This window comes from Streptomyces sp. NPDC058683 (assembly GCF_042716195.1).
GTDB lineage: Bacteria > Actinomycetota > Actinomycetes > Streptomycetales > Streptomycetaceae > Streptomyces.
Genome location: NZ_JBHXSK010000006.1, coordinates 252,060 through 273,482 on the forward strand (window position 1 = coordinate 252,060; position 21,423 = coordinate 273,482).

A 21,423-nucleotide genomic window follows, 5' to 3' on the forward strand; every position below is an offset into this window, starting at 1 on the left:
TTGGGGAACTTTTTGCGCTTGGCCTGTTCCGGGCGGGCGGGGCCCGGTGCGGGGCGGGTTCGCGGGCCTCGCGTGGGCAAAGCGCGGCCGAAAGAGTGAGGCGGGGCGGCCATTCGTGTTACGGCCAGGTTGACCGGCTCGGGTCCCGGGCGCACGCTCGTTATATAGGTGCTGAATACAAGTGGTTCGCTCGGGCAATCGCCTTTCGTCGTGGAACCGCAGGTGGCGGGTGTTGTCCGAGGGACCGGTAGCAGGAGGTAACGCATGTGTGGCATCACCGGCTGGGTCTCCTTCGACCGTGACCTGACCACCGAGACGCACGCATTGGATGCAATGACGGAGACCATGGCCTGCCGCGGTCCCGACGACCGAGGTACCTGGAGCGAGGGTCCCGCAGCCCTGGGACACCGCCGGCTCGCGATCATCGACCTGCCCGGCGGCCGCCAGCCCATGACCGTCCGCACCCCGGACGGCACCGTCGCGATGGTCTACTCCGGCGAGGCCTACAACTTCACCGAGCTGCGCCGCGAACTGACCGACCGCGGCCACGAGTTCACCACCGACTCCGACACCGAGGTCGTCCTGCGCGGCTACGTGGAGTGGGGCGACACCGTCGCCGAGCGGCTGAACGGCATGTACGCCTTCGCCGTCTGGGACGGCCGCCACGACAAGCTCGTGATGATCCGCGACCGCATGGGCATCAAGCCGTTCTACCTGTACCCGACCCCGGACGGCGTCCTGTTCGGCTCCGAGCCGAAGGCGATCCTGGCCAACCCGATGGTGCGCCCCCGGGTCGGCCTGGACGGGCTGCGCGAGCTGTTCACCATGGTCAAGACCCCCGGGCACGCCGTGTGGGAGGGCATGCGCGAGGTCGAACCCGGCACCGTCGTCACCGTCGACCGCCACGGACTGCGCACCCGGACCTACTGGCGGCTGGAGACCCGCCCGCACACCGACGACCGCGACACCACCGTGGCCACCGTCCGCGAGCTCCTCGACGACATCGTGCGCCGCCAGCTGGTCGCCGACGTGCCCCGCTGCACCCTGCTCTCCGGCGGCCTCGACTCCTCCGCCATGACCGCCCTGGCCGCTCAGCAGCTCGCCGTGCAGGGGGAGAAGGTCCGCAGCTTCGCCGTCGACTTCGTCGGCCAGACCGACAACTTCGTCGCCGACGAACTGCGCTCCACCCCCGACACACCCTTCGTGCACGACGTGGCCCGGCTCGCCCGCACCGACCACCAGGACATCGTCCTGGACGTCAACAGTCTCGCCGACCCCGCCGTCCGCGAACGGGTGATCCGGGCCCGCGACCTGCCGGCCGGGTTCGGGGACATGGACGCCTCGCTGCTGCTGCTCTTCCGGGCCGTCCGCGACCAGTCCACCGTCGCGCTGTCGGGGGAGTCCGCCGACGAGGTGTTCGGCGGGTACCTGCAGTTCTTCGACGAGGACGCCCGCACCGCCGACACCTTCCCCTGGCTGTACCTGGCAGGCCGGCACTTCGGCGACGACACCGACGTCCTGCGCACCGACCTCACCAAGTCCCTCGACCTGGAGTCGTACATCGCCGACGGCTACCACTTGGCCGTCACCGGCGTCCAACGCCTCGACGGGGAGAGCGACTTCGAGTTCCGGATGCGCCGGATGAGCTATCTGCACCTCACCCGCTTCGTCCGCATGCTGCTCGACCGCAAGGACCGGATGAGCATGGCCGTCGGCCTGGAGGTCCGGGTGCCGTTCTGCGACCACCGGCTGGTCGAGTACGTCTACAACGCGCCCTGGGCCCTGAAGTCCTTCGACGGCCGCGAGAAGACCCTGCTCCGGGAGGCCACCCGGGACGTCCTCCCGCAGTCCGTGTACGACCGGGTCAAGAGCCCCTACCCGTCCACCCAGGACCCGGAGTACGGGCGGGCCCTCCAGGACCAGGTGAAGGACCTGCTGACCCGGCCCGACCACCGGGTCTTCGACCTCGTCGACCGCGACAAGGTGGACCGTGCGGCCCACCGGACCGGGCTGAACAGCCAGGTCGCCCGGCGCGGCCTGGAACGCACCCTCGACCTGGCGCACTGGCTCGACCTCTACGCCCCCGAGCTGACCCTGTCCTGAGCCTCAGCCCGCCGAGCCCGTGCCGGCGCCGCGGCCGTCGGCGTCGGCCGGGCAGGAGCTGCCGTCGGCCGGCAGCGTGCCGTACAGCAGGAAGTCGTCGACCTTGCCGTGCACGCACTTGGAGGACGTGTACCCGGTGTGGCCGTCGCCCCGGTTGTCCAGCACCACGGCCGACGGCCCGAGCCGCTTCGCCGTCTCGATCGCCCAGCGGTACGGCGTCGCCGGGTCGCCGCGCGTGCCCACCAGCAGCATCGGGGCGGACGACACGTCCTTCACCTCGTCGCGGATGAAGTCCGTGCCGCGCGGCCGGCCGTAGCAGAGCAGCACCTGGGTCAGCCGGAACCGGCCGAAGACGGGGGACGCCTGCTGGTACTCCTTGCGGAGCCGGTCGACGTCCTGGGTGAGCCGCCCGGCGCTCGGCCGGTCGGGGTCGTCGGCGCAGTTGATCGCCATCAGAGCGGCCGACAGGTTGTCCACGGGGATGTCGGCGCTGTCCACCAGTCCGCTGCCGCGCCGCTGCCCGACGGGGAGGGCGTAGCCGCCGGACGCGACGTTCTGCACCCCCCGGGTGTCACCGTCCTCGATCAGGGAGGCCAGCCCCCGCTCCAGCAGCGGCCACAGGTCCCTGCTGTACAGCCCCTGCCCGATGGCGCCCACCAGGTCCTGGCCGGAGAAGGGGCCGCCGAAGTCGGACGGCACCGGGTTCTCGTCCAGTGAACGCACCAGCTCCACGACCGCTTCGCCCGCCTTGCGCCGGTCCTGCCCGAACGGGCACCCGCGGTCGGTGACGCACCAGTCCAGGAAGTCGTCCAGCGCCTGCTGCTGCCCCTGGGCGCCCGCCACTCCCTGCTCGGCCAGCGACTCGGTCAGCGTGTCCACGCCGTCCAGGGCCATGCGGCCCACCTTGTGCGGGAACTGCGCCGCGTAGACCGCGCCGAGCTTGGTGCCGTACGAGAAGCCCAGGTAGTTCAGCTTCTTGTCGCCGAGCGCCTGGCGGATGACGTCCAGGTCCCGGGAGGCGTTCACGGTGCCTATGTGGGGCAGCACGGGCCCGGAGTGCTCGGTGCACCGGACCGTCAGCTGCTTGAGGATCTTCATCAGGGCCTGCGGATGGGCGACGTCGGGGACCTTGTCGGTGCTCGTGTCGTCCGAGGGCTCGTCCAGGCCGTCGCCGCAGCTGACGGGGGAGGAGCGGCCGACCCCGCGCGGATCGAAGCCGACCACGTCATAGCCGTTGGTCAGGCTCATGAAGTCCTTGCCGTCCTGCCCGAGCCCGCTGACTCCCGAGCCCCCGGGGCCGCCGAAGTTCAGCAGCACCGAGCCCTGCGACTTCCCGGTCGCCCGGTAACGGGACAGCGCCAGGTCGATGGTGCCCTTGGCCGGTTTCGCGTAGTCGAGCGGCACGGTCACCCTGGCGCACTGCATGTCCTTGGGCAGCTCCACGTCCTTGCATGCCGTCCAGTGGGCCTTCTGCCGGTAGAAGCGGCTCAGGTCCGGTTCCTTGCTGCTCGGCGTCGCCACGGCCGCGGGCAGTCCCGCGCCGAGCAGGGCCAGCGCGACGGCTCCGGCGCCGGCGCAGCGACGCACGGCGGGCCGGTTACGGGGCATGGCCGGCATCGAGGGCCTCCAGGGACGCTCCGTGGCGGACCGAAAACAGGGCTTTCGATCACCATAAGCGGGTCCCGGTGGGCACGCCTCCCGACGAGCGGGCCGGACCGGAATGCCGTAGCCTGCCGCGATCATCGGCTTCAGGTCCCCTACACGGTTTTGCCCCGGGTTCGATATCGATGTCACTCGATGGGGTGAAATGTGGATAAGCCATAACTCACATGGTGCGGCCGCGGTTTAACCGGTGCGGGCGAGCGCCCGCAACAATGTCTGGAAGGCAGGGAACCTATGAAACGGGTTACCCGAAACGGTGTGATCGCCGTCGCCGCCGCCTCCGGTGCGATGGCCGTGGCGGCCCCGTCCTGGGCCGACTCGGGCGCGGACGGCGTCGCGGCCGGTTCGCCCGGGGTGATCTCCGGCAACGGCATTCAGCTGCCGGTGCACATTCCGGTGAGTGTGTGCGGGAACACCGTCAACGTGGTGGGGCTCCTGAACCCGGCGGCCGGCAACACCTGCGTGAACGAGGGCGGCGGCGCCGGTGACGGCAAGTCCGGCGGCTCGGCCACCACCGGCGGCGCGCACGCACAGGGCACCGAGGAGGACTCGCCCGGAGTGATCTCCGGCAACGGCATCCAGTTGCCGGTCGACCTCCCGGTGAACGTGAGCGGCAACAGCGTGAACGTGGTCGGAGCACTCAATCCGGCCACCGGCAACACCTCGGTGAACACCTCCGGCGACCACCCGAGCACGCCGGAGACTCCGCCCTCGCCCCCGGAGCCGCCCGCACCGACCCCGGTCAAGACGGTGCACCCCGCCCCGCCGCCGGCCGCGACGACCACGCTCGCCCACACCGGGACGGACCTCACGGGTGCCGCCGCCGCGGGCAGCGCGGCGCTGCTGCTCGCCGGGACTGTGCTGCACCGGCGCTTCCGGCCGGGCCGTATGCGCTGACCGGCCGGAGCGCCACCGAGGAGGCGCCCCGAGAAACGTCCCTGCAGGCCCCACCGGACCCCGACCGGTGGGGCCTGTGCCGTGTGCGTGACCCGGCGGGTCGCTTCGGTCGACAAGCGCACCGAAGCGTCCTGTTGAGCATGCCGACGGCTTGATCCCGGCGTGGTGCGGCGCCCGGTGATCGGGAAGGATGCTGCGGACGCGGCGCCGCCCGCCGCGCTGTCCGGCCGCACCGAGCGGGCGGCCCGGGCCGCCCTGACCAGCCGCTGAATGGAGCGCATCGATGACCTCTCCGGCCCCCCAGGACCTCGTCGTCACCCAGGCCACGCCCGACGACTGGCCCGTGGTCCGCGGCTGGGCCGCGGACGAGGGCTGGAATCCCGGGCTGTCGGACGTCCCCGCCTTCTTCGCCCAGGACCCCGAAGGGTTCTTCATCGGCCGGATCGACGGCGCACCGGTGTCGGCCGTCTCCGTCGTGAACTACGACGCCGACTACGCCTTCCTGGGCTGGTACCTGGTCCGCCCCGACCTGCGCGGCCGCGGCCACGGTCTCGCCACCTGGAAGGCCGCACTGGCGCACGCCGGCACCCGTACGGTCGGCCTCGACGGCGTGGTGGCCCAGCAGGACAACTACCGCCAGTCGGGCTTCGAACCGGCCTACCGCACCGCCCGTTTCGTGGGTTCCGCCCCGGCCGCCGGGATTCCCGCGGGCGTCCGCCCGGCACGCGCCGCCGACCTGCCGGCCGTCACGGCGTACGACAGCGCCTGCTGCCCGGCCGACCGGCCGCGGTTCGTGGCCGCCTGGCTGACCGGCGCCGGCCACCGGGCCTTCGTCCGCCACGACGGCGACCGCCTCACCGGCTACGGCGTGATCCGCCCCGGCCAGGACTGCCTGCGCGTCGGCCCCCTGTTCGCCGACACCGCCGAGGACGCCCGCGCCCTGTTCACCGCCCTCGTGGCGGAGGCGGCCGGCCGCCAGGTCGCCGTCGACGTGCCCGAGACCAGCACGGCGGGCGTCGCCCTCGCCGAAGAGGCCGGATTCACCCCCTCCTTCGAGACCGCCCGCATGTACACGGGCCCGGTCCGCGACTACGCCCTGGAGCGGGTCTTCGGGGTGACCACGCTCGAACTCGGCTGACCGGACGGGCGGGCGCGTCCGGTGCCGTACCGGCCGCCCGGAAACGCGTGCCGCCGGCCCAGCGCGACGACCACGAGGGCGGCCGACACCAGCGGCAGCGCGGTCCAGGGCAGCGCGGCCGCGCCCAGCCGGTCCAGGGCGAGGCCGCCGGCCAGCGAACCGGCGGCGACGCCCGTGTTGTAGACGGTGGTCTGCAGCGAGGTCGCCACCTCGGCGTCGGCGGGTCCCGAGGCGTCCACCAGTGCCGTCTGGATCAGGGTCGGTGCCCCGCCGAAGGCCACGCCCCACAGGGCGACGGCGCCGACCAGCACCGCGGGCGTGCCGGCGTACCGGCCGAGGACCAGCAGCACGGAGGCGAACAGCGCCAGCGCGGTGAGCAGCGTGGCCCGCGCATGCCGGTCGACCAGGACGCCCGTGACCCAGATCCCGGCGACCGTGGCCGCGCCGAACACCGCCAGCAGCAGGCCCGTACGGCCGCCGCCGAACCCGGCGTGCCGGGCGAACGGCGCGAGGTAGGTGTACATCACCTGGTGTCCGAGCAGCAGGAAGAGGGTCACGGACAGCACCGGGCGGATGCCCGGCCGTGCGGCGGCCTTCAGGAACGGCACGCGGGCGGGCGGCGGTTCACCGGGGAAGGCGGGCACCCGCCACCGCACCCAGCCCACCAGCGCCAGGGCGCACCCGGCCAGGGCGGCGAAGGCGGCACGCCAGCCCACCGCACCGGCCAGCGCCGTACCGGCGGGCACGCCCAGCGCCAGCGCCAGGGTGATCCCGGCGAGGACGATGGCGATCGCCCGGCCGCGCCGCCCGGCCGGCACCATCCGGGCCGCGTACCCGGCGAGCATCGCCCACAGCGTCCCGCCCATCGCCCCGGCCAGCAGCCGGGCCGCGAAGCTGAGCGCGTAGGACGACGACAGCGCCACCAGCGCGTCGCTCACCGCCAGGCCGATCAGCGCGCCGCTCAGCACCGGCCGCCTCGGCAGTCCGCGCAGGGCGGCGGTGAGCGGGATCGCGGCCAGGAAGGAGGCGGCCGCGTAGCCGGTGACCAGGAAGCCGATCCGGGGCTCGGACACCCCGAGAGCCGGGGCCATCGAGGGCAGCAGGCCGGCCGGGAGGAGTTCGGTCAGCACGGCGGTGAAAGCGGTCGCGGACAGGGCGAGCAGCCCGGACCAGGGCAGCGCAGCGCCCTTGACCTGGGAAGAGGGGGTCATGCCACCATGGTCGAACCCTGCCATCAGTGTGAAGGCAAGCATGTGCCGCGGAGGCCGCGATGAGGATCGGTGAACTCTCCCGCCGCACCGGCGTCCCCACCCGGCTGCTGCGCTACTACGAGGAACAGGACCTGCTCCACCCCGACCGCGCCGACAACGGCTACCGGTCCTACGGCGAGGCCGCCGTCCAGGACGTCCAGCAGATCCGCGGCCTGCTCGACTCGGGGCTGACCACGGAGATGATCCGCGCGATCCTGCCGTATCTCTCCGGGCCGGAGCAGATCCATCCGCCGCGCGAGTGCGTGACCCCGGAGACGACCGCGCTGCTCAGCGGGCACGTCGAGCGCATCCAGGCGCGTATCGACTGCCTGGCCCGCAACCGGGACCGGCTCGCCGCGTACCTGGCGGCCGTGCGGCCCCACGGGAGCGGGTAATTGCGTTGCCGCGGTGGCGCGCGGATGGTGGAGTGCTCGGATGGATCATCAAGCGGTGCTCGCGCTGTACGACCGTGACATGCGCGAGGGCGCCCGGCCCGACGGTCCCGGCGCGCGTATCGAGCGTGCCGGCGCCGTGGTGCGCCAGGTGGCGGACAGCGAGGGATGGAACGGCGTCGTCTGGTCGGCGCTGGACGAGACGACCGCGGATCGTGCGATCGCCGAGCAGATCGACCGCTTCCGGGGGCTGGGCCGCGACTTCGAGTGGAAGCTCTACAGCCATGACCTCCCGTCGGACCTCGGGTCGAGGCTCCTCGAGGCCGGGTTCCGGCCCGAGCCGGAGGAGACGCTGATGATCGCCGAAGGTGCCGGACTGACTGTCGACGCCGAACTTCCGGACGGTGTGCGGGTGGTGCCCGCCCTGGACGCGGCGGGCGTCGATCTCGTGGTGGACGTCCATGAGAAGGCGTTCGGCACGGACGGCTCGTCGTTGCGGCACCGGTTGCTGACGCGGCTCGCCCAGCAGCCCGACACTCTGGTCGCGGTCGTCGCCCTGGCCGGGGACGAGCCGGTGAGCGCCGCCCGTATGGAGCTGGTGCCGGGGACGCGATTCGCCGGGCTGTGGGGCGGCGGCACGGTGGAAGGGTGGCGGGGACGCGGTGTCTATCGCGCCCTCGTGGCCCATCGGGCCCGTGCCGCCGCGGCTCACGGCTACCGGTATCTGCAGGTGGACGCGTCTCCTATGAGCCGGCCGATCCTCCAGCGACTGGGTTTCCACGCGCTGAGCACGACCACGCCGTACCTCTACGCGATGTGACGGGCGCGACCTCTACGCGATGTGACCGGCGCGCTTCGGCTACCGGCGTGCCCTGGTCCGGTCGAGTGCCGCCACTCCCACGGCCGCCAGTGCGATCTGGATGAACCACTCGATCCAGTCCGGCCCCTTCGTGTCCGCCACGCCGAAGCCGGCCGCGATCGCCGAGCCCAGCAGCGCCGCCACGATGCCGACGACGATGGTCAGCAGAATGCCGATGTGCTGGCGGCCGGGAACGACCAGGCGCCCCAGCACACCGATGATGATACCGATGATGATGGCACTGATGATGCCCGAGATCTCCATGTCCGCCCCTCTTCGTCTGAACTCCGCTGAAGTCCAATCTGCCCGCTCAATTCGCGGGCAGTCCCCTCGGGTTGTTACAGCGGTTTTCTGTTCATCGATCTGACATGCCATGTACCTTTCAATGAGTCGACGCGTGTAGAAATCTCAACCAGGTTCTACGCGCGAAGAGTTGGCGCCCCCACCGCCTCTACCCCACCCCCTCATGGAGGTTCGCCGGATGTTTGGATCCAGCAGATCCCGCCACAGAATCACCACCGCCCTGGCCGGGTTCGCCCTGCTCACCACGGGAGCCGCCCTCCAGGTCGGCACCGCGGCCGCCCCCGCTCACGCGGCCACCACCTACCGCGTCCTGTTCGACGACGGCCATGCCGAGGAGGCCGGCAACGCGGACTGGATCATCTCCACCAGCAAGCCCGACCCGCTCTCCCAGGACTCCTCCCCCTCCTCGGAGACGGACTGGACCGGCGCCCTCTCGTCATGGGGCGTCGCCCTCCAGAAGACCGGCAGCTACAGCCTCAAGACCGCCACCAGCGCCCTGACGTACGGCGGTTCGTCGACGACCGACCTGGCGAACTTCGACGCGCTCGTGCTGCCCGAGCCGAACACGCTGTTCACGACCGCCGAGAAGACGGCCATCATGAACTTCGTGAAGAACGGCGGCGGCCTGTTCATGGTCTCCGACCACACCGGCGCCGACCGCAACAACGACGGCGAGGACGCCGTCGAGATCTTCAACGACCTGATGACGAACAACAGCGTCGACTCGACCGACCCGTTCGGCTTCTCCGTCGACACCCTCGACGTCAGCTCCGGCTACCCGGCCGCGATCAGCGACAGCACCGACCCGGTGCTGCACGGTTCCTTCGGCACGGTCACCAAGAGCCTGATCGCCGACGGGACCACGGCGACCCTCAAGCCCTCCGACAACTCCGCCGTCAAGGGCCTCCTCTACCGCAGCGGTTACTCCGGCGACACCGGTGCCTTCTTCGCGACCAGCACCTTCGGCAGCGGCCGCGTCGCTTTCTGGGGCGACACCTCGCCCGTCGACGACGGCACCGGCCAGTCCGGCAACACGCTGTACGACGGCTGGAACGACAGCGGCGCCACCAACGCGGCCCTCGCGCTGAACGCCACCGCCTGGCTCGCCGGGGGCGGCAGCAGCGACGGAGGCGGCGGTGGCGGCGGTGACGGCACCTGCACCGCCGCCCAGCTGCTCGGCAACCCCGGCTTCGAGTCCGGCAACACCACCTGGACCGCCAGCAGCGGGGTCATCACCAACTCCAGCAGCGAGGCCGCCCGCACCGGTTCCTACAAGGCCTGGCTCGACGGCTACGGATCAGCCCACACCGACACCCTGTCCCAGTCGGTGACCATCCCGTCCGGCTGCTCCGCGACCCTCAGCTTCTACCTGCACGTGGACACCGCGGAGACCACCACCAGCACCGCCTACGACAAGCTGACGGTGACCGCCGGATCCACCACCCTGGCCACGTACTCCAACCTCAACGCGGCCTCCGGATACGTCCTGAAGAGCTTCGACGTCTCCTCTCTGGCCGGCACCACGGCCACCATCAAGTTCTCCGGCGTCGAGGGTTCGACCCTCCAGACGTCCTTCGTCATCGACGACACCGCGCTCAACGTGAGCTGAGCCGGGCGGACGGTTCCGGCGCGGCTGCCGGAACCGTCCGTTCCGCCGCATTCCAGCCGGAGACCCGCACCCGAGGCTCCGAGCCGTGCAGATCGGCGGTGCGGTAGGTGGCCGTGAGGGTCGCCGACTCGCCCGGCCACAGGCTCACCTCGTTGTCCGACCAGCGCACCGGCAGGACCGGCCTGCCGTTCGCGTCGACGAGATGGACGTCCGTGAGCAGGGCCGGGGTCTTGTCCGTACCCGCGTTGCGGACCGTCACCGTGGTGGTCGACATGCCGTCCGCGGCCGTGGTCGACGCCGTGGCCGTGACCGGCACCTGGGCCATCGACGTCAGCCCCTTCAGGTCCGCGTAGCTCGTCGTCGGTGTGTAGTACCAGTCCGTGCCGGCCCAGTCGAGGGTGTCCGCCTTGGTGGAGAGCCAGTAGACGTTGCGGCTCACCTCCTGGCCGGCCGAGTCGGTCAGGACCAGCCGTACCAGGTATGTGGACGACAGTCCGCTCACCGACGCCGGCAGGGTGAGCGCGGTGGTGTGCGCGCCGTCGCCCTTGACCGAGACACCGGTGACCGTCTTGTCGTACCTCTGCGTGCCGTCCGGGTCGAAGAGCGTCGCCCGCGCGGTGAGCCCGGACGCCTCCGTGTGCCGGTTGTTCACCACGGCGACCGTGCGGTCGTCGTACGAGTACTGGACGTGCAGCGGCTCGTTGGCCTTCTTCGCGCCGAAGTAGGCGCCGCCCTGGTCCAGGTAACGGTCCATCAGCTGCCAGTGCAGCGACGTCCAGCCGCTGTTGAACATCCAGTAGACGACCCCCGTGGACGGCTTGGAGGCGTCGGTCTGGTTGCGCCCGTACGCCTCGTACTGGGCGCGGACGTTCTCGTACTGGGCGAGCTGCGCCTTGCGGACGTAGTCGGTGAGGCTCTTCGGGGCGCCGTAGCGGCCGGTGAGGGCGGCGTCGTAGATCTTCAGGGTGCCGAAGGTCGCGGACGGCGAGCGGTGGTACTGCTTGGCGTCCGGGTTCTTCCAGAGGGTGTCGAGTTCGGCCGGGGTCATCATCCGGCGCAGGGTGTCGAGGGTGGGGATGTCCGGGCCGGCGCTGGTCTCGGAGTTGAAGCCGGTGGCGCCGCCCTCGCGTTTGGCGTACCAGTAGCCCGGCGGGACCCAGTCGTAGGGGCCGGTCATCTTCATGCCCGAACTGCCCAGCTGGGGAGCCGACTTGTCCGAGGCGGCGGGAACCACCGGGACGGCCCAGTCGGCGGCGTCCAGGGCGTCCAGATAGCTCTTCTCGATCTTCGCGTCGGGCGCGGCGTCGCTGCCGATCAGGAAGGAGATCACGCTCGGGTGGTCACGCAGCCGGGCGGCCTCGGCGGCCATCGAGGCCTGGGCGACCGGGTAGTCGGCGGCGGTCCACTTCTCGCCGCTCTCGCCGCTGTTGGTCTGCCCCTCCCACTTGTCGCAGCACTCCCAGCCGGGCAGGGTGAGGACGCCGAGACGGTCGGCGAGGTCGAAGAACTCGTCGGGCTCGATGTGGCCTTCCAGCCGGATGGCGTTGAGGCCCAGGTCCACGGCGTACTTCAGGCGGTCCTCGGCATAGGCGCGGTCCCAGCGCAGGAACTCGTCCGGTGACCAGCCACCGCCCTTGATCAGCAGCCGGCGGCCGTTGATCGAGTACTGGCGGGCGCCGTCGGAGTTCAGCGGGGCCTGGACGTCACGGATGCCGAAGCTCTCGTGCGCGGTGTCCGACGCCGTGCCGGCGACCGAGGCGGTGAGGTCGAGGTCGTAGAGCGGCTGCGCGCCCATCCCCGCGGGCCACCACACCTTCGGGGAGGTCAGGTGCAGCCCCGGGGTGTCGGCGGGGGTGAAGGTGACGGTCCTGGTCTGGTGGGCCGCGAGCTCGACCGACCTGGTGAGGGTCACCCCGGCGACGGTGCCGGAGACCTCGGTGGTGACCGGGGTGTCCGAGTCGTTGCGGGCCTGTGCCTTCACCGTCAGGTCGGCCGTCGCGAGGGACGGCACCGCGAGCTTCGTCACCACGTGCGCGTCGCGCAGCGCGACCGGGCCGCCGCGCCGGACCAGGACGTCACGGACGATGCCCATGTTCTGGTCGGGCGGGGGCTGGAGCCAGTCGAGCCAGCCCATGGTGAGGTTCTTGTTCGGGTTATTGGGCTGGATGCGGAAGGCGACCGTGTTCGTGCCGGCCGTCACCAGGGAGGTGACGTCCAGTTCATGGTGGGTGTAGGCGCCGGTGACGTCGGCGGTCGTCGCGACCCGGTGGCCGTTGACGTACACGTCGGCCGCCGAGATCACCCCGCTGAAGTCCAGATAGGTGCGCTGCGAAGGGTCCGCCACGGTGAAGTCGCTGCGGTACCACCAGGGCACCTGGAAGGGCGACTTGGGGATCTTCTGCAGGTTGGTGGAGACGAACGGGTCGTCGTACTGGCCGTCGGCGAGGAGCGCGGCCAGCACCGTCGAGCGGGGGCCCGCCGGGTACCAGTCCTTGGCCGGATAGCCGGGGGAGGAGACCGCCGACGCCGAGTCGCTCACGTCGGCCGTCGACCGGATCGCGTAGCCGGACAGCGGGGTCTCGGACCCGGCGGTGGACGGCACACGGGTGATCCGGGCCGGCCCGTGGGCCGGGTCGCGGGCCCCGGCCCAGGCGCTGGTGTTGAGTGAACCGAGCAGGCCCAGGGCCACGGCGGCCGTGGCGAGGCGGTGTCCGGGGGCACGGCGAGGGAACACGGTGGTCTCCAGGCTCGTAAAGTTAGGAAACTTTACTAACCCGGCTCAAGCTAGGGTTCCGAAAGGGTGGTGTCAATCACCGGGGCGCCCGGGCGAGTTGGCGGCGCCGGATTCAGGATGTGCCCGATCTGCGCTCGAAGACCAGGTCACGGGCGGTGTCGAGGGCCGTGGCCACCGCGCCGAGCAGCACCGCGTCCTCGCCGAGCCGGCTGGGCGCGAGCTTCGGGCGCAGCGGGGTGAGCGTGCGCAGATGCTCCCGTACCGGGCGCAGCAGGAGGTCGACGCTGTGGCCGACACCGCCGCCGAGCACCACCAGGTCGGGGTCGAGTACGGCCGCGGCGGCCGCCACCGTGTGGGCGATGCGCTCGCCCTCGAGACGTACCGCCTCGACGGCCGCCGGGTCGCCCTGGCGGGCCGCGTCGAACACGGCCTTCGCGGTGAGCTGGCCGGTCATCCCGAACCGGCGGGCCGCCTCGACCACGGCCTCCCCGGACACCGCGTCCTCCAGCCGCTCGGGCTTGCGCTGCCGCCCGGGCCAGGGCAGGAAGCCGATCTCCCCGGCGAGCCCGTGCGCCCCCGTGAACAGCCGACCCTCGCTGACGACCCCCATCCCCAGACCGGTGCCGATCATGATGTACGCGAACAGCCGGCTGCCCGCCCCGACGCCGTACGTGTACTCGCCGAGCGCCGCGAGATTGGCGTCGTTGTGCACCTCCAGCGGGATGCCCAGCTCCTCGTGCATCCGGTCGAACAGCCCGGCGCGCCCCCAGCCCGGCAGATGCATCGCGTACCGCACCCGCCGCTGCCGCTCGTCGTACACGCCGGGCGTACCCACCACCCCGTGCACCACCTCGGCCGGATCGACCCCGGAGTTGGCGACGACCTGCCGTGCGGTGGTGACCAGCAGGTCGGCCATCGCGCCCGAGCCGCGGGCCCGGTTGCGCACGTCGGAGCGGGCGACCAGGGTGCCGTCCAGGTCGGCGACCGCCACCCGCAGCCAGCCGCGGCCCACGTCGACGCCGAGCGCGTACCCGGCCGCCGGGTCGGGCGCGTACAGCACGGCGGTGCGGCCGCGCTCCGGGGCGTGGGTGCCGACCTCGTGGACCAGGCCCGCCGATTCCAGTGCCGCGAGCGCGCTGGACACCGTCGGCTTGGACAGGCCGGTCTCGCGGGCGAGTTGGGCGCGGGAGGCGGAACCGAGCCGGCGCAGCCGGTCCAGCAGCAGCCGCTCGTTGGTGCTGCGCAGTCGCTGCCGGCTCCAGGGCTGTTCCTGCTGCTCTACGACGTCGCTGGCGGCCATCACACCATTCTCGCCGATTCCTGACGCATACTTGACGCGTCTAGTAAGGCTCCTTAACTTTATCGGCCATCCCGCCGAATCGGCCGCCGTCTGTCGTCCGAGTCCCGCCTCCTCCCTCAGTGCCTCGCTCAGGAGCCCCCATGTCCGGTAGTCCCGGTAGTCCCGGTAGTCCCCTCGGCCCTGGTAGCCCGCCGTCCGAAGGCGGTTTCGTCCGGCGCGTCGGCCTGTTCCAGGCCACCGCCATCAACATGAGCCAGATGTGCGGCATCGGCCCGTTCGTGACCATCCCGCTGATGGTGTCCGCGTTCGGCGGCCCGCAGGCGGTGATCGGCTTCGTCGCGGGGGCCCTGCTCGCGCTCTGCGACGGCCTCGTCTGGGCCGAACTCGGGGCCGCGATGCCCGGCTCCGGCGGCAGTTACGTCTATCTGCGCCAGGCCTTCCAGTACCGCACCGGACGCCTGATGCCGTTCCTGTTCGTCTGGACCGCGATGCTCTTCATCCCGCTGATCATGTCCACGGGCGTGGTCGGCTTCGTGCAGTACCTGGGCTATCTCGCCCCCGGCCTCGGCCAGACCTCCGGCGACCTGATCGGGCTCGGCATCATCGCCCTGGTGGTGCTCCTGCTCTGGCGGGGCATCGAGCACATCGCCCGGATCACCGCCGTGATGTGGACGGTGATGATCGCCTCGGTGCTGCTGGTGATCGTCGCCGCGGCGAGCGACTTCAGCCCGCACCTGGCGTTCACATACCCGGCGCACGCCTTCGACCTGACCGGCGACCACTTCTGGCTGGGCTTCGCGGCGGGCCTGACCATCGGCATCTACGACTACCTCGGCTACAACACCACCGCTTACATGGGCGCCGAGATCAAGAACCCCGGCCGCACCCTGCCGCGCTCCATCCTCTACTCGATCGCCGGCATCATGGCGATCTACCTGCTGCTGCAGATCGGCACGCTCGGCGTCATCGACTGGCACCGCATGACGAACCCGGACGACATCGCCTCGACCTCGGTCGCCTCCGCGGTCCTGGAGAAGACCTGGGGCAAGGGCGCCGCCGACACCGTGACCGTGCTGATCCTGATCACGGCCTTCGCCTCGGTCTTCACCGGCCTGCTCGGCGGCTCCCGGGTGCCCTACGACGCGGCCCGCGACCGCGTCTTCTTCCGCCCCTACGAGAAGCTCCACCCCAAGCACCGCTTCCCGATGCTGGGCCTGGCCACCATGGGCGTGATCACCGCGATCGGCTTCCTGATCGGCCGCCACACCGACCTGGCCACGCTGATCCAGCTGCTCACCACCGTGATGGTGATCGTGCAGGCGCTGGCCCAGATCGTGGCGCTCACGGTGCTGCGCCGCCGCCGGCCGACCTTGAAACGGCCGTACCGCATGTGGCTCTACCCCGTCCCGAGCATCGTCGCCTTCGCCGGCTGGTGCGTGATCTACGGCTACGCCGACAGGAACTCCCCGGGCCGCCACCCCATCGAGTGGTCCCTGGCCTGGCTCGCCCTCGGCTGCGTGGCGTTCCTGATCTGGGCGCGTCTGGAGAAGGTGTGGCCGTTCGGGCGCAGGGAGATCAGTGAGGAGTATGTGACACCCGAGAGCCCGGTCGCGGTGTAGTCTCCGGAACGCACGTCAGCCTCTCCCGGCGGGGTCAACTCCCGTCGGGTGAGGCTTTTTTCATGTCCGACACCACAGAAACCGACGTCGTCGTCCGCCCGGCCTCCGTCGAGGACCGCCCTGCCGTCGAACGGTTGTGGCTGATGTTCCGCCACGACCTGTCCGAGTTCCGCCGGCTCCTGCCGAGCCCCGACGGGACGTTCCGCAGCGAACGCGTCGAGGACGCCTTCTCCTCGCCCGACTGGGCGCCCTACCTGTTCGTACAGGGCGAGCATCCGGTCGGCTTCGCGTTCGTCCGGGGTCTGGACGCGCCCGTGCGCGTGCTCAACAGCTTCTTCGTGGTCCGCGGTGCCCGCCGGACGGGCCTCGGGCTGCGTACCGTCCGTGAGGTCCTCACCCGGCATCCGGGCAGCTGGGAGATCGCGTTCCAGTACGAGAACCCGGGCGCCGTCGCCTTCTGGCGGCGGGTCGCGGCCGAGCTCGCGGGCGACGCCTGGACGGAGGAAACCCGCCCGGTGCCGGGCCTGCCGGAGCTGCCGCCGGACGTGTGGATCTCGTTCGGCGTGGGGGTCTGAGTGCGCGCCGCATGCTGCCGGCATTGACATGCAAGTATTTGCCTGCATAACGTTGAGTGTGCGATCAGAGGATGACGGTGGGATGGACCAGGTCTTCAAGGCGCTGGCCGACGACACGCGCAGGCGGTTGCTGGACCGGCTGCACGAGCAGAACGGGCTGACGCTGGGTGAGCTGTGCGAGCGCATCGCGATGACCCGGCAGTCGGTGACCCAGCATCTGGCCGTCCTGGAGGCCGCGAATCTGATCAGCACGGTGCGGCGGGGGCGGGAGAAGCTGCACTACCTCAACCCGGTGCCGCTCCACGAGATCCAGGAGCGGTGGATCGACAAGTTCGAGCGCCCGCGGCTGCGTGCGCTCGGCGACCTGAAGCGACGAGCCGAGGAAGCCATGAGCGACAAGCCCAGCTATGTCTACGTCACCTACATCGCCGGCACTCCCGAGAAGGTCTGGGACGCCCTCACGGACGCCGACCTGACCGCCGTCTACTGGGGGCACTCCAACGTCTCCGACTGGCGGCCCGGCTCCCGCTGGGAGCATGTGCGCACCGACGGCTCCGGCATCGCCGACGTGGTCGGCACCGTCGTCGAGAGCGAGCGCCCGACCCGGCTGGTCACCAGCTGGGCCGCGCCGGAGCACGAGGGGGAGCCGGACCGGCATTCCCGGGTCACCTTCGACATCCAGTCGCACGCCGACGTCGTCCGGCTCACCGTCACCCACGAGGACCTGGGCGGCGAGGACGAGCTGCGCGCCATCTCGGCCGGCTGGCCTGCCGTGCTGTCCAACCTGAAGTCCCTCATCGAGACCGGCAGCCCGCTCCCGCAGGAGCCCTGGCTGGTGCCCGGCCGGTGAACACACGGCGGGGCCGGTCCGCCGTCACCGGACCGGTCCCGCGTCCTCCCTTCCAAGGGGGAGTTCGGTGGGGCTACGACATGGGCGTCCGCCGGGCCGCCGAAGCGGCACACACCAGCCCGAGGCAGAGTGCCAGCGCGCCGATGATCACGTTGTTGATGATGACGCCCGTGTCCGGGCTGCGGCCGACCACCCAGGGTGCGATGATCATCCAGATGCCCAGGGCGCACATGGCCCAGCTGAGGCCGTACATGCGCTCCGGAGCCCGGGTGAACCCCAGCGCCAGCAGGCCTATCGCTATGCCCATGATCAGGTTGTGGGTCATCAGTGCCGGCTGGCTCGCCGTGTAGTGCAGGATCCACGGGGAGGCCGCGCAGTACAGACCGAGCAGGAACACCGGTCCGTCCACGAGGGCCACATCACGACCGCCGAGCATGCGGTCGTAGCGCTCCCGCATCTCGCCTACATCGGGGTGGCTCGATATGTCGCTTCTGCCGTGCGAGACGTTGGCCATGAGTCGTCTCCTTTGACTGTGCAGGCCTGACCGCGTCTGGTGCGTGCGTTATACGCCGCTACTGAACATTCTGCCCTTATTTCCCCTTTATGTGTAGGTCGGGGTGCCGGAGCGGGCGCGAGCGGGGCGTCCCTTCTTCTGCTCTCTCCCGGTTCGCGGGTGCGGTGCGGGCCGGGACCTGCCGCGGTGTTCCGCAGCGTTTCTGCATCGATAGGACGTACGGAAGGCGAACCGGTGAGCGGTTCAGTCTCCCGCCTCCTGCTGGAGACCACCGCGCAGCCGGCACAGGCCACGGCGGGCGTGACTCTTGACCGTGCCCAGCGGCCAGCCGGTGCGTTCCGCGATCTGGGTGTGGGTGAGGTCCTCGTAGAAGGCCAGCCGGAGCACCCGCTGCTGAGGGGCGGGCAGCTTGGCCAGCTCGTGCAGGACGACGACCCGGTCGAGAGCCGCGTCGGGCTGCCGGGCCGTGGGATCGGCCAGGGCGAGCGCGGAGCCGGCCGACGCGATCACGGCGAACCTGCGGGTCCGGGCGGCCAGCGCGTCGGCGACCTTCCGCCTGGTGATCCCCGTGATCCAGCCGCCGATCGAGCCGCGCTCCGGACAGAAACTCCGGCGCCCGCGCCACACCCCGAGGAACACCAGCTGGGTCACGTCCTCCGCCTCCCTGGCGTCGCCCAGAGAGCGCCAGGCCAGCGTGTGCACCAAGGCCGACCAGCGGTGATAAGCCGCCTCCAGACAGTCCTCGTCACCCGCCACGAGCCCGCGCGCGAGCTCCTCGTCGGTGCGGGACCCCGCCGTCGGCGCCGATGCGACGGCACTGTCCTGCGGGATCATGACGGCGGCTCCTCTGGTGGCACGGCGCTCCTCCGGGGGACTCGTGGCCCGGCCGGGCGGTTTCCGGAAGGGCGGCCTCGGGACGGCCGCCGACGCGAGCCCTGGCACAGCCATCGTCCGAGGGCCGGAACCAGGTCATCAACTCGCATCGTTTCTGCGTCGTATAGTCGCTGCCATGACTCAGCCATCCGCGCACGGGGACTCCCCGCACGGCGAGGTGCCGGACCGGCCGGGACGGTCCGCGAAGGCGGCAGACATGCCGCTGACGACCGGTGCACTGGCCCGTCGGCTGGGGGTGTCGCCCACCACGCTCCGCTCCTGGGACCGCCGTTACGGCATCGGGCCCGCGGTCCGCGCCGACGGACGGCACCGAAGGTGGACCCCGCAGGACGTGGCCGTGCTCGAGGAGATGTGCCGGCTGACCTCCTCGGGGGTGCCGTCCGCCGAGGCGGCCCGTGCCGCCAGGGAGACTGCCGAGGCGCCGCCGGGGACGGCCGGGACGACGGCCCGGCAGCCGGACCGTGGCTCTTCGCACGAGGCCGGCGCACTGTCGCCCGCCGACGTGCGCCAGGAGTGCCGGGGGCTGGCCCGTGCGGCCGTACGGCTGGACGCCCCGGCGGTCGAGGAGCTGCTGACCGCCGCCGTGGAGCAGTACGGCATCACCGTCGCCTGGCAGGAGGTGATGGTGCCGACCCTGCACGCCGTGGGACGCAAGTGGCTCTCGTCGGGCGACCGTTACGTCGAGGTCGAACACCTGCTGTCCTGGCACGTCTCCACCGCCCTGCGCCGTCGCACCCCGCCGCCCGAGCGGCAGGGCGCCGGACCCGTCGTCCTGGCCTGCGTACCCGGCGAGCAGCACACCCTGCCGATCGAGGCGCTCAACGCCGGACTGGGCGAACTGCGCCTGCCCACACGCATGTTCGGCGCCGCCGTCCCGGCGGAGGCGCTCGCGGCGGCGGTGCGGCGGCTGGGCCCGTCGGCCGTGGTGCTGTGGGCGCAGGCGCGCTCCACGGCCAGCCTGCCGCTGGCCCGGCATGTCGCCGACACCCAGTGGGGGGTGACGGGCGCACGCCGCCGTCCCCTGGTCGTGCTGGGCGGACCCGGCTGGTCCGGTCCGTCGGCGGAGCGCGGGATGCTCCGGCCGCCGAGCCTGCAGCACGCCCTCGACATCCTCTCCGCCGCGTACCGGGAAGGAGCCTCCGGCGAGGTGTCCTGACGATCACTCCCGGGGGAGACCAGGCAGCGGCCTCTGCATCCGGGGTACGCGGGCGGACGGGACGTCGTTCACACACGCGTGCGCCATCGCGCGCGGCCGACGCCGGCCGTCTCCGACAAGCCGGTGGGGGCCATGCGCGGGGTTCCTTCAGTCGCGGGCGCGGGCCCGCCTGAAGCGGGCGAGGCCTTCGGAGAGCTCGACGACCGGGTCCGGGTAGTCGTCAAGGCCGGCCCGGTCCGGACCCCGCAGCTTCCAGGGCTCGTGCACCGCGGGACCGTCGAGCGCGGCGAGTTCGGGAACCCAGCGGCGGACGTACGCCCCGTCGGGGTCGTAGCGCTTGGCCTGGGTCACGGGGTTGAGGACGCGGTTGGGGCGGGTGTCGGTGCCGGTGCCCGCCATCCACTGCCAGTTGAGCTGGTTGTTGGCGACGTCACCGTCGACCAGGAGGTCCAGGAAGTGGCGGGCGCCCACGCGCCAGTCGACGTACAGGGTCTTGGCGAGGAAACTCGCGGCCAGCAGCCGGCCCCGGTTGTGCATCCAGCCCTCGTGGCGCAGCTGGCGCATCGCCGCGTCGATCACCGGGTATCCGGTGCGTCCCTCCTTCCAGGCCCGGATGTCCTCGCGCGCGGCGTAGGCGGAGCGCCAGCGGTCGCGTTTGGTCCGGTAGTCGGCGGTGGCGGCCGCGGGCCGGGCGGCGAGCACCTGGCGGTGGAAGTCACGCCAGGCGATCTGCCGGACGAAGGCCTCGGCGCCGGGCCCGTCCGCCCTGCGTGCCCGGTGGACCAGTTCCACGGGGGAGAGCGTCCCGAAGTGCAGATGGGGCGAGAGACGGGAGGTGGCGTCGCCCGCCAGGTCGTCGTGGCGGTCCTCGTACCCGTCGATCCCGCCGCGCAGCCAGGCGGACATGCGGCGGCGGCCCACCGTCTCCCCGCCGGCCGTCAGGCCCTCGGACACTCCGGAGAGGTCCGCGCGGGAGGGCAGGTCCTCGGAGCCGACCCCGTCCGGGACCCGCACGGTGCGCGGCGCGGCCAGCACGTCGCGCAGCCGCACCCCGGACCACTGGCGGAAGTACGGGGTGAAGACGGCGAAGTGGTCCGAGGAGGCCGGGGTGAGGTCGCCGGGCGGCACGGCGGTGGTCACGGTGTCGTGCACGTGCAGCCGCCGCCCCTCCGCCTCCAGCGCCCGGCGCAGCCGCCGTTCCCGCAGCTGGGCGTAGGCGCTGACGTCGCCGGCCAGATGAACCTCGTCGGCGTCCGTCTCGGCGGCCACCTTGCACACCTCGTCGACGACGTCGCCGGAGCGCACCACCAGCCGCCCGCCGCGCTTGCGCAGACCGCCGTCGAGGTCCTTGAGGCAGTCGGCGAGGAACGCCAGCCGGTTGGGCACGGCGAACCCGGCGTCCGTGACGCCCGTGTCGCGCACGAACAGCGGGACCACCTCGCGGGCCTCGTTCCCGGCCCGCAGCGGCGGATGGTCGTGCAGGCGCAGGTCGGCGGTGAACAGGACGACCGAGACGTTCATGGTGCTTCTCCGGGGTCGAGGGGCGGGCGGCCGGTGAGGTACTTCCG

The 21,423-nt window shown here is 71.6% G+C and carries 18 protein-coding genes; 10 read left to right on the plus strand and 8 right to left on the minus strand.

Features of this window, described 5'->3' with window-relative positions:
- Positions 1–264 precede the first annotated feature (264 nt).
- Positions 265–2,103: an asparagine synthase (glutamine-hydrolyzing) gene (gene asnB / locus ACFWXC_RS09100; RefSeq protein ID WP_384475438.1), complete on the plus strand. Its 1,839-nt coding sequence runs from the start codon at positions 265–267 to the stop codon at positions 2,101–2,103.
- A 3-nt stretch (positions 2,104–2,106) separates the two neighbouring features.
- Here asnB and ACFWXC_RS09105 read toward each other — a convergent pair whose 3' ends face one another.
- The gene (locus ACFWXC_RS09105; protein ID WP_384475441.1) at positions 2,107–3,720 is read right to left on the minus strand and encodes an alpha/beta hydrolase; all 1,614 of its coding nucleotides are present in this window, start codon (positions 3,718–3,720) and stop codon (positions 2,107–2,109) included.
- A gap of 279 nt (positions 3,721–3,999) precedes the next feature.
- On the opposite strand from ACFWXC_RS09105, the gene ACFWXC_RS09110 reads away from it, so the two are divergent.
- Together ACFWXC_RS09110 and ACFWXC_RS09115 are read left to right on the plus strand one after the other, a co-directional pair.
- Positions 4,000–4,662 (plus strand): chaplin, encoded by a 663-nt coding sequence (locus tag ACFWXC_RS09110; protein ID WP_384475444.1) that lies wholly within the window; start codon positions 4,000–4,002, stop codon positions 4,660–4,662.
- A 283-nt stretch (positions 4,663–4,945) separates the two neighbouring features.
- Positions 4,946–5,800, plus strand: coding sequence for a GNAT family N-acetyltransferase (locus ACFWXC_RS09115; RefSeq protein WP_384475447.1), 855 nt, complete (start codon positions 4,946–4,948; stop codon positions 5,798–5,800).
- Here ACFWXC_RS09115 and ACFWXC_RS09120 read toward each other — a convergent pair.
- Positions 5,752–7,011 (minus strand): MFS transporter, encoded by a 1,260-nt coding sequence (locus ACFWXC_RS09120; RefSeq protein WP_384475450.1) that lies wholly within the window; start codon positions 7,009–7,011, stop codon positions 5,752–5,754. The genes ACFWXC_RS09115 and ACFWXC_RS09120 overlap by 49 nt on opposite strands.
- Before the next feature lie 59 nt (positions 7,012–7,070).
- On the opposite strand from ACFWXC_RS09120, the gene ACFWXC_RS09125 reads away from it, so the two are divergent.
- Together ACFWXC_RS09125 and ACFWXC_RS09130 are read left to right on the plus strand one after the other, a co-directional pair.
- Complete coding sequence (locus ACFWXC_RS09125; protein ID WP_384475453.1) at positions 7,071–7,445, plus strand: MerR family transcriptional regulator; 375 nt, start codon at positions 7,071–7,073, stop codon at positions 7,443–7,445.
- A gap of 40 nt (positions 7,446–7,485) precedes the next feature.
- Positions 7,486–8,262, plus strand: coding sequence for a GNAT family N-acetyltransferase (locus tag ACFWXC_RS09130; RefSeq protein ID WP_384475456.1), 777 nt, complete (start codon positions 7,486–7,488; stop codon positions 8,260–8,262).
- Positions 8,263–8,301: 39 nt separating this feature from the next.
- Here the strand turns inward: ACFWXC_RS09130 and ACFWXC_RS09135 are convergent, their stop codons facing one another.
- A complete protein-coding gene (locus ACFWXC_RS09135) occupies positions 8,302–8,565 on the minus strand; it encodes a GlsB/YeaQ/YmgE family stress response membrane protein (protein ID WP_384475458.1) in 264 nt (87 codons plus the stop codon).
- 217 nt (positions 8,566–8,782) lie between these two features.
- On the opposite strand from ACFWXC_RS09135, the gene ACFWXC_RS09140 reads away from it, so the two are divergent.
- Positions 8,783–10,213: a hydrolase gene (locus ACFWXC_RS09140; RefSeq protein WP_384475461.1), complete on the plus strand. Its 1,431-nt coding sequence runs from the start codon at positions 8,783–8,785 to the stop codon at positions 10,211–10,213.
- On the opposite strand, the gene ACFWXC_RS09145 is transcribed toward ACFWXC_RS09140, so the two are convergent.
- On the minus strand, positions 10,200–12,947 hold the full coding sequence (locus ACFWXC_RS09145; RefSeq protein ID WP_384475464.1) for a sugar-binding domain-containing protein: 2,748 nt from the start codon (positions 12,945–12,947) through the stop codon (positions 10,200–10,202). The genes ACFWXC_RS09140 and ACFWXC_RS09145 overlap by 14 nt on opposite strands.
- Positions 12,948–13,059: 112 nt before the next feature.
- On the minus strand, positions 13,060–14,247 hold the full coding sequence (locus ACFWXC_RS09150) for an ROK family protein (protein WP_384475466.1): 1,188 nt from the start codon (positions 14,245–14,247) through the stop codon (positions 13,060–13,062).
- A gap of 140 nt (positions 14,248–14,387) precedes the next feature.
- Here ACFWXC_RS09150 and ACFWXC_RS09155 point away from each other — a divergent pair, with 140 nt between their 5' ends.
- The 3 genes from ACFWXC_RS09155 (at position 14,388) to ACFWXC_RS09165 (ending at position 17,291) form a co-directional block, all read left to right on the plus strand.
- Positions 14,388–15,866: an APC family permease gene (locus tag ACFWXC_RS09155; protein ID WP_384475469.1), complete on the plus strand. Its 1,479-nt coding sequence runs from the start codon at positions 14,388–14,390 to the stop codon at positions 15,864–15,866.
- Between the two features lie 62 nt (positions 15,867–15,928).
- Positions 15,929–16,441 (plus strand): GNAT family N-acetyltransferase, encoded by a 513-nt coding sequence (locus ACFWXC_RS09160; RefSeq protein ID WP_384475472.1) that lies wholly within the window; start codon positions 15,929–15,931, stop codon positions 16,439–16,441.
- Positions 16,442–16,523: 82 nt separating this feature from the next.
- Entirely contained in the window at positions 16,524–17,291 is a 768-nt protein-coding gene (locus ACFWXC_RS09165) for an ArsR/SmtB family transcription factor (RefSeq protein WP_384475475.1), read from the plus strand.
- Between the two features lie 73 nt (positions 17,292–17,364).
- On the opposite strand, the gene ACFWXC_RS09170 is transcribed toward ACFWXC_RS09165, so the two are convergent.
- Together ACFWXC_RS09170 and ACFWXC_RS09175 are read right to left on the minus strand one after the other, a co-directional pair.
- Positions 17,365–17,805: an SPW repeat protein gene (locus tag ACFWXC_RS09170; protein ID WP_351707555.1), complete on the minus strand. Its 441-nt coding sequence runs from the start codon at positions 17,803–17,805 to the stop codon at positions 17,365–17,367.
- Between the two features lie 243 nt (positions 17,806–18,048).
- Entirely contained in the window at positions 18,049–18,639 is a 591-nt protein-coding gene (locus ACFWXC_RS09175; RefSeq protein WP_384475478.1) for a sigma-70 family RNA polymerase sigma factor, read from the minus strand.
- A 256-nt stretch (positions 18,640–18,895) separates the two neighbouring features.
- Between ACFWXC_RS09175 and ACFWXC_RS09180 the strand changes: the two genes are divergently transcribed.
- Positions 18,896–19,855, plus strand: a complete 960-nt coding sequence (locus ACFWXC_RS09180; RefSeq protein ID WP_384475521.1) for a MerR family transcriptional regulator — start codon at positions 18,896–18,898, stop codon at positions 19,853–19,855.
- Between the two features lie 147 nt (positions 19,856–20,002).
- Here ACFWXC_RS09180 and ACFWXC_RS09185 read toward each other — a convergent pair whose 3' ends face one another.
- On the minus strand, positions 20,003–21,376 hold the full coding sequence (locus ACFWXC_RS09185) for a cryptochrome/photolyase family protein (protein ID WP_384475481.1): 1,374 nt from the start codon (positions 21,374–21,376) through the stop codon (positions 20,003–20,005).
- Positions 21,377–21,423: the final 47 nt, after the last annotated feature.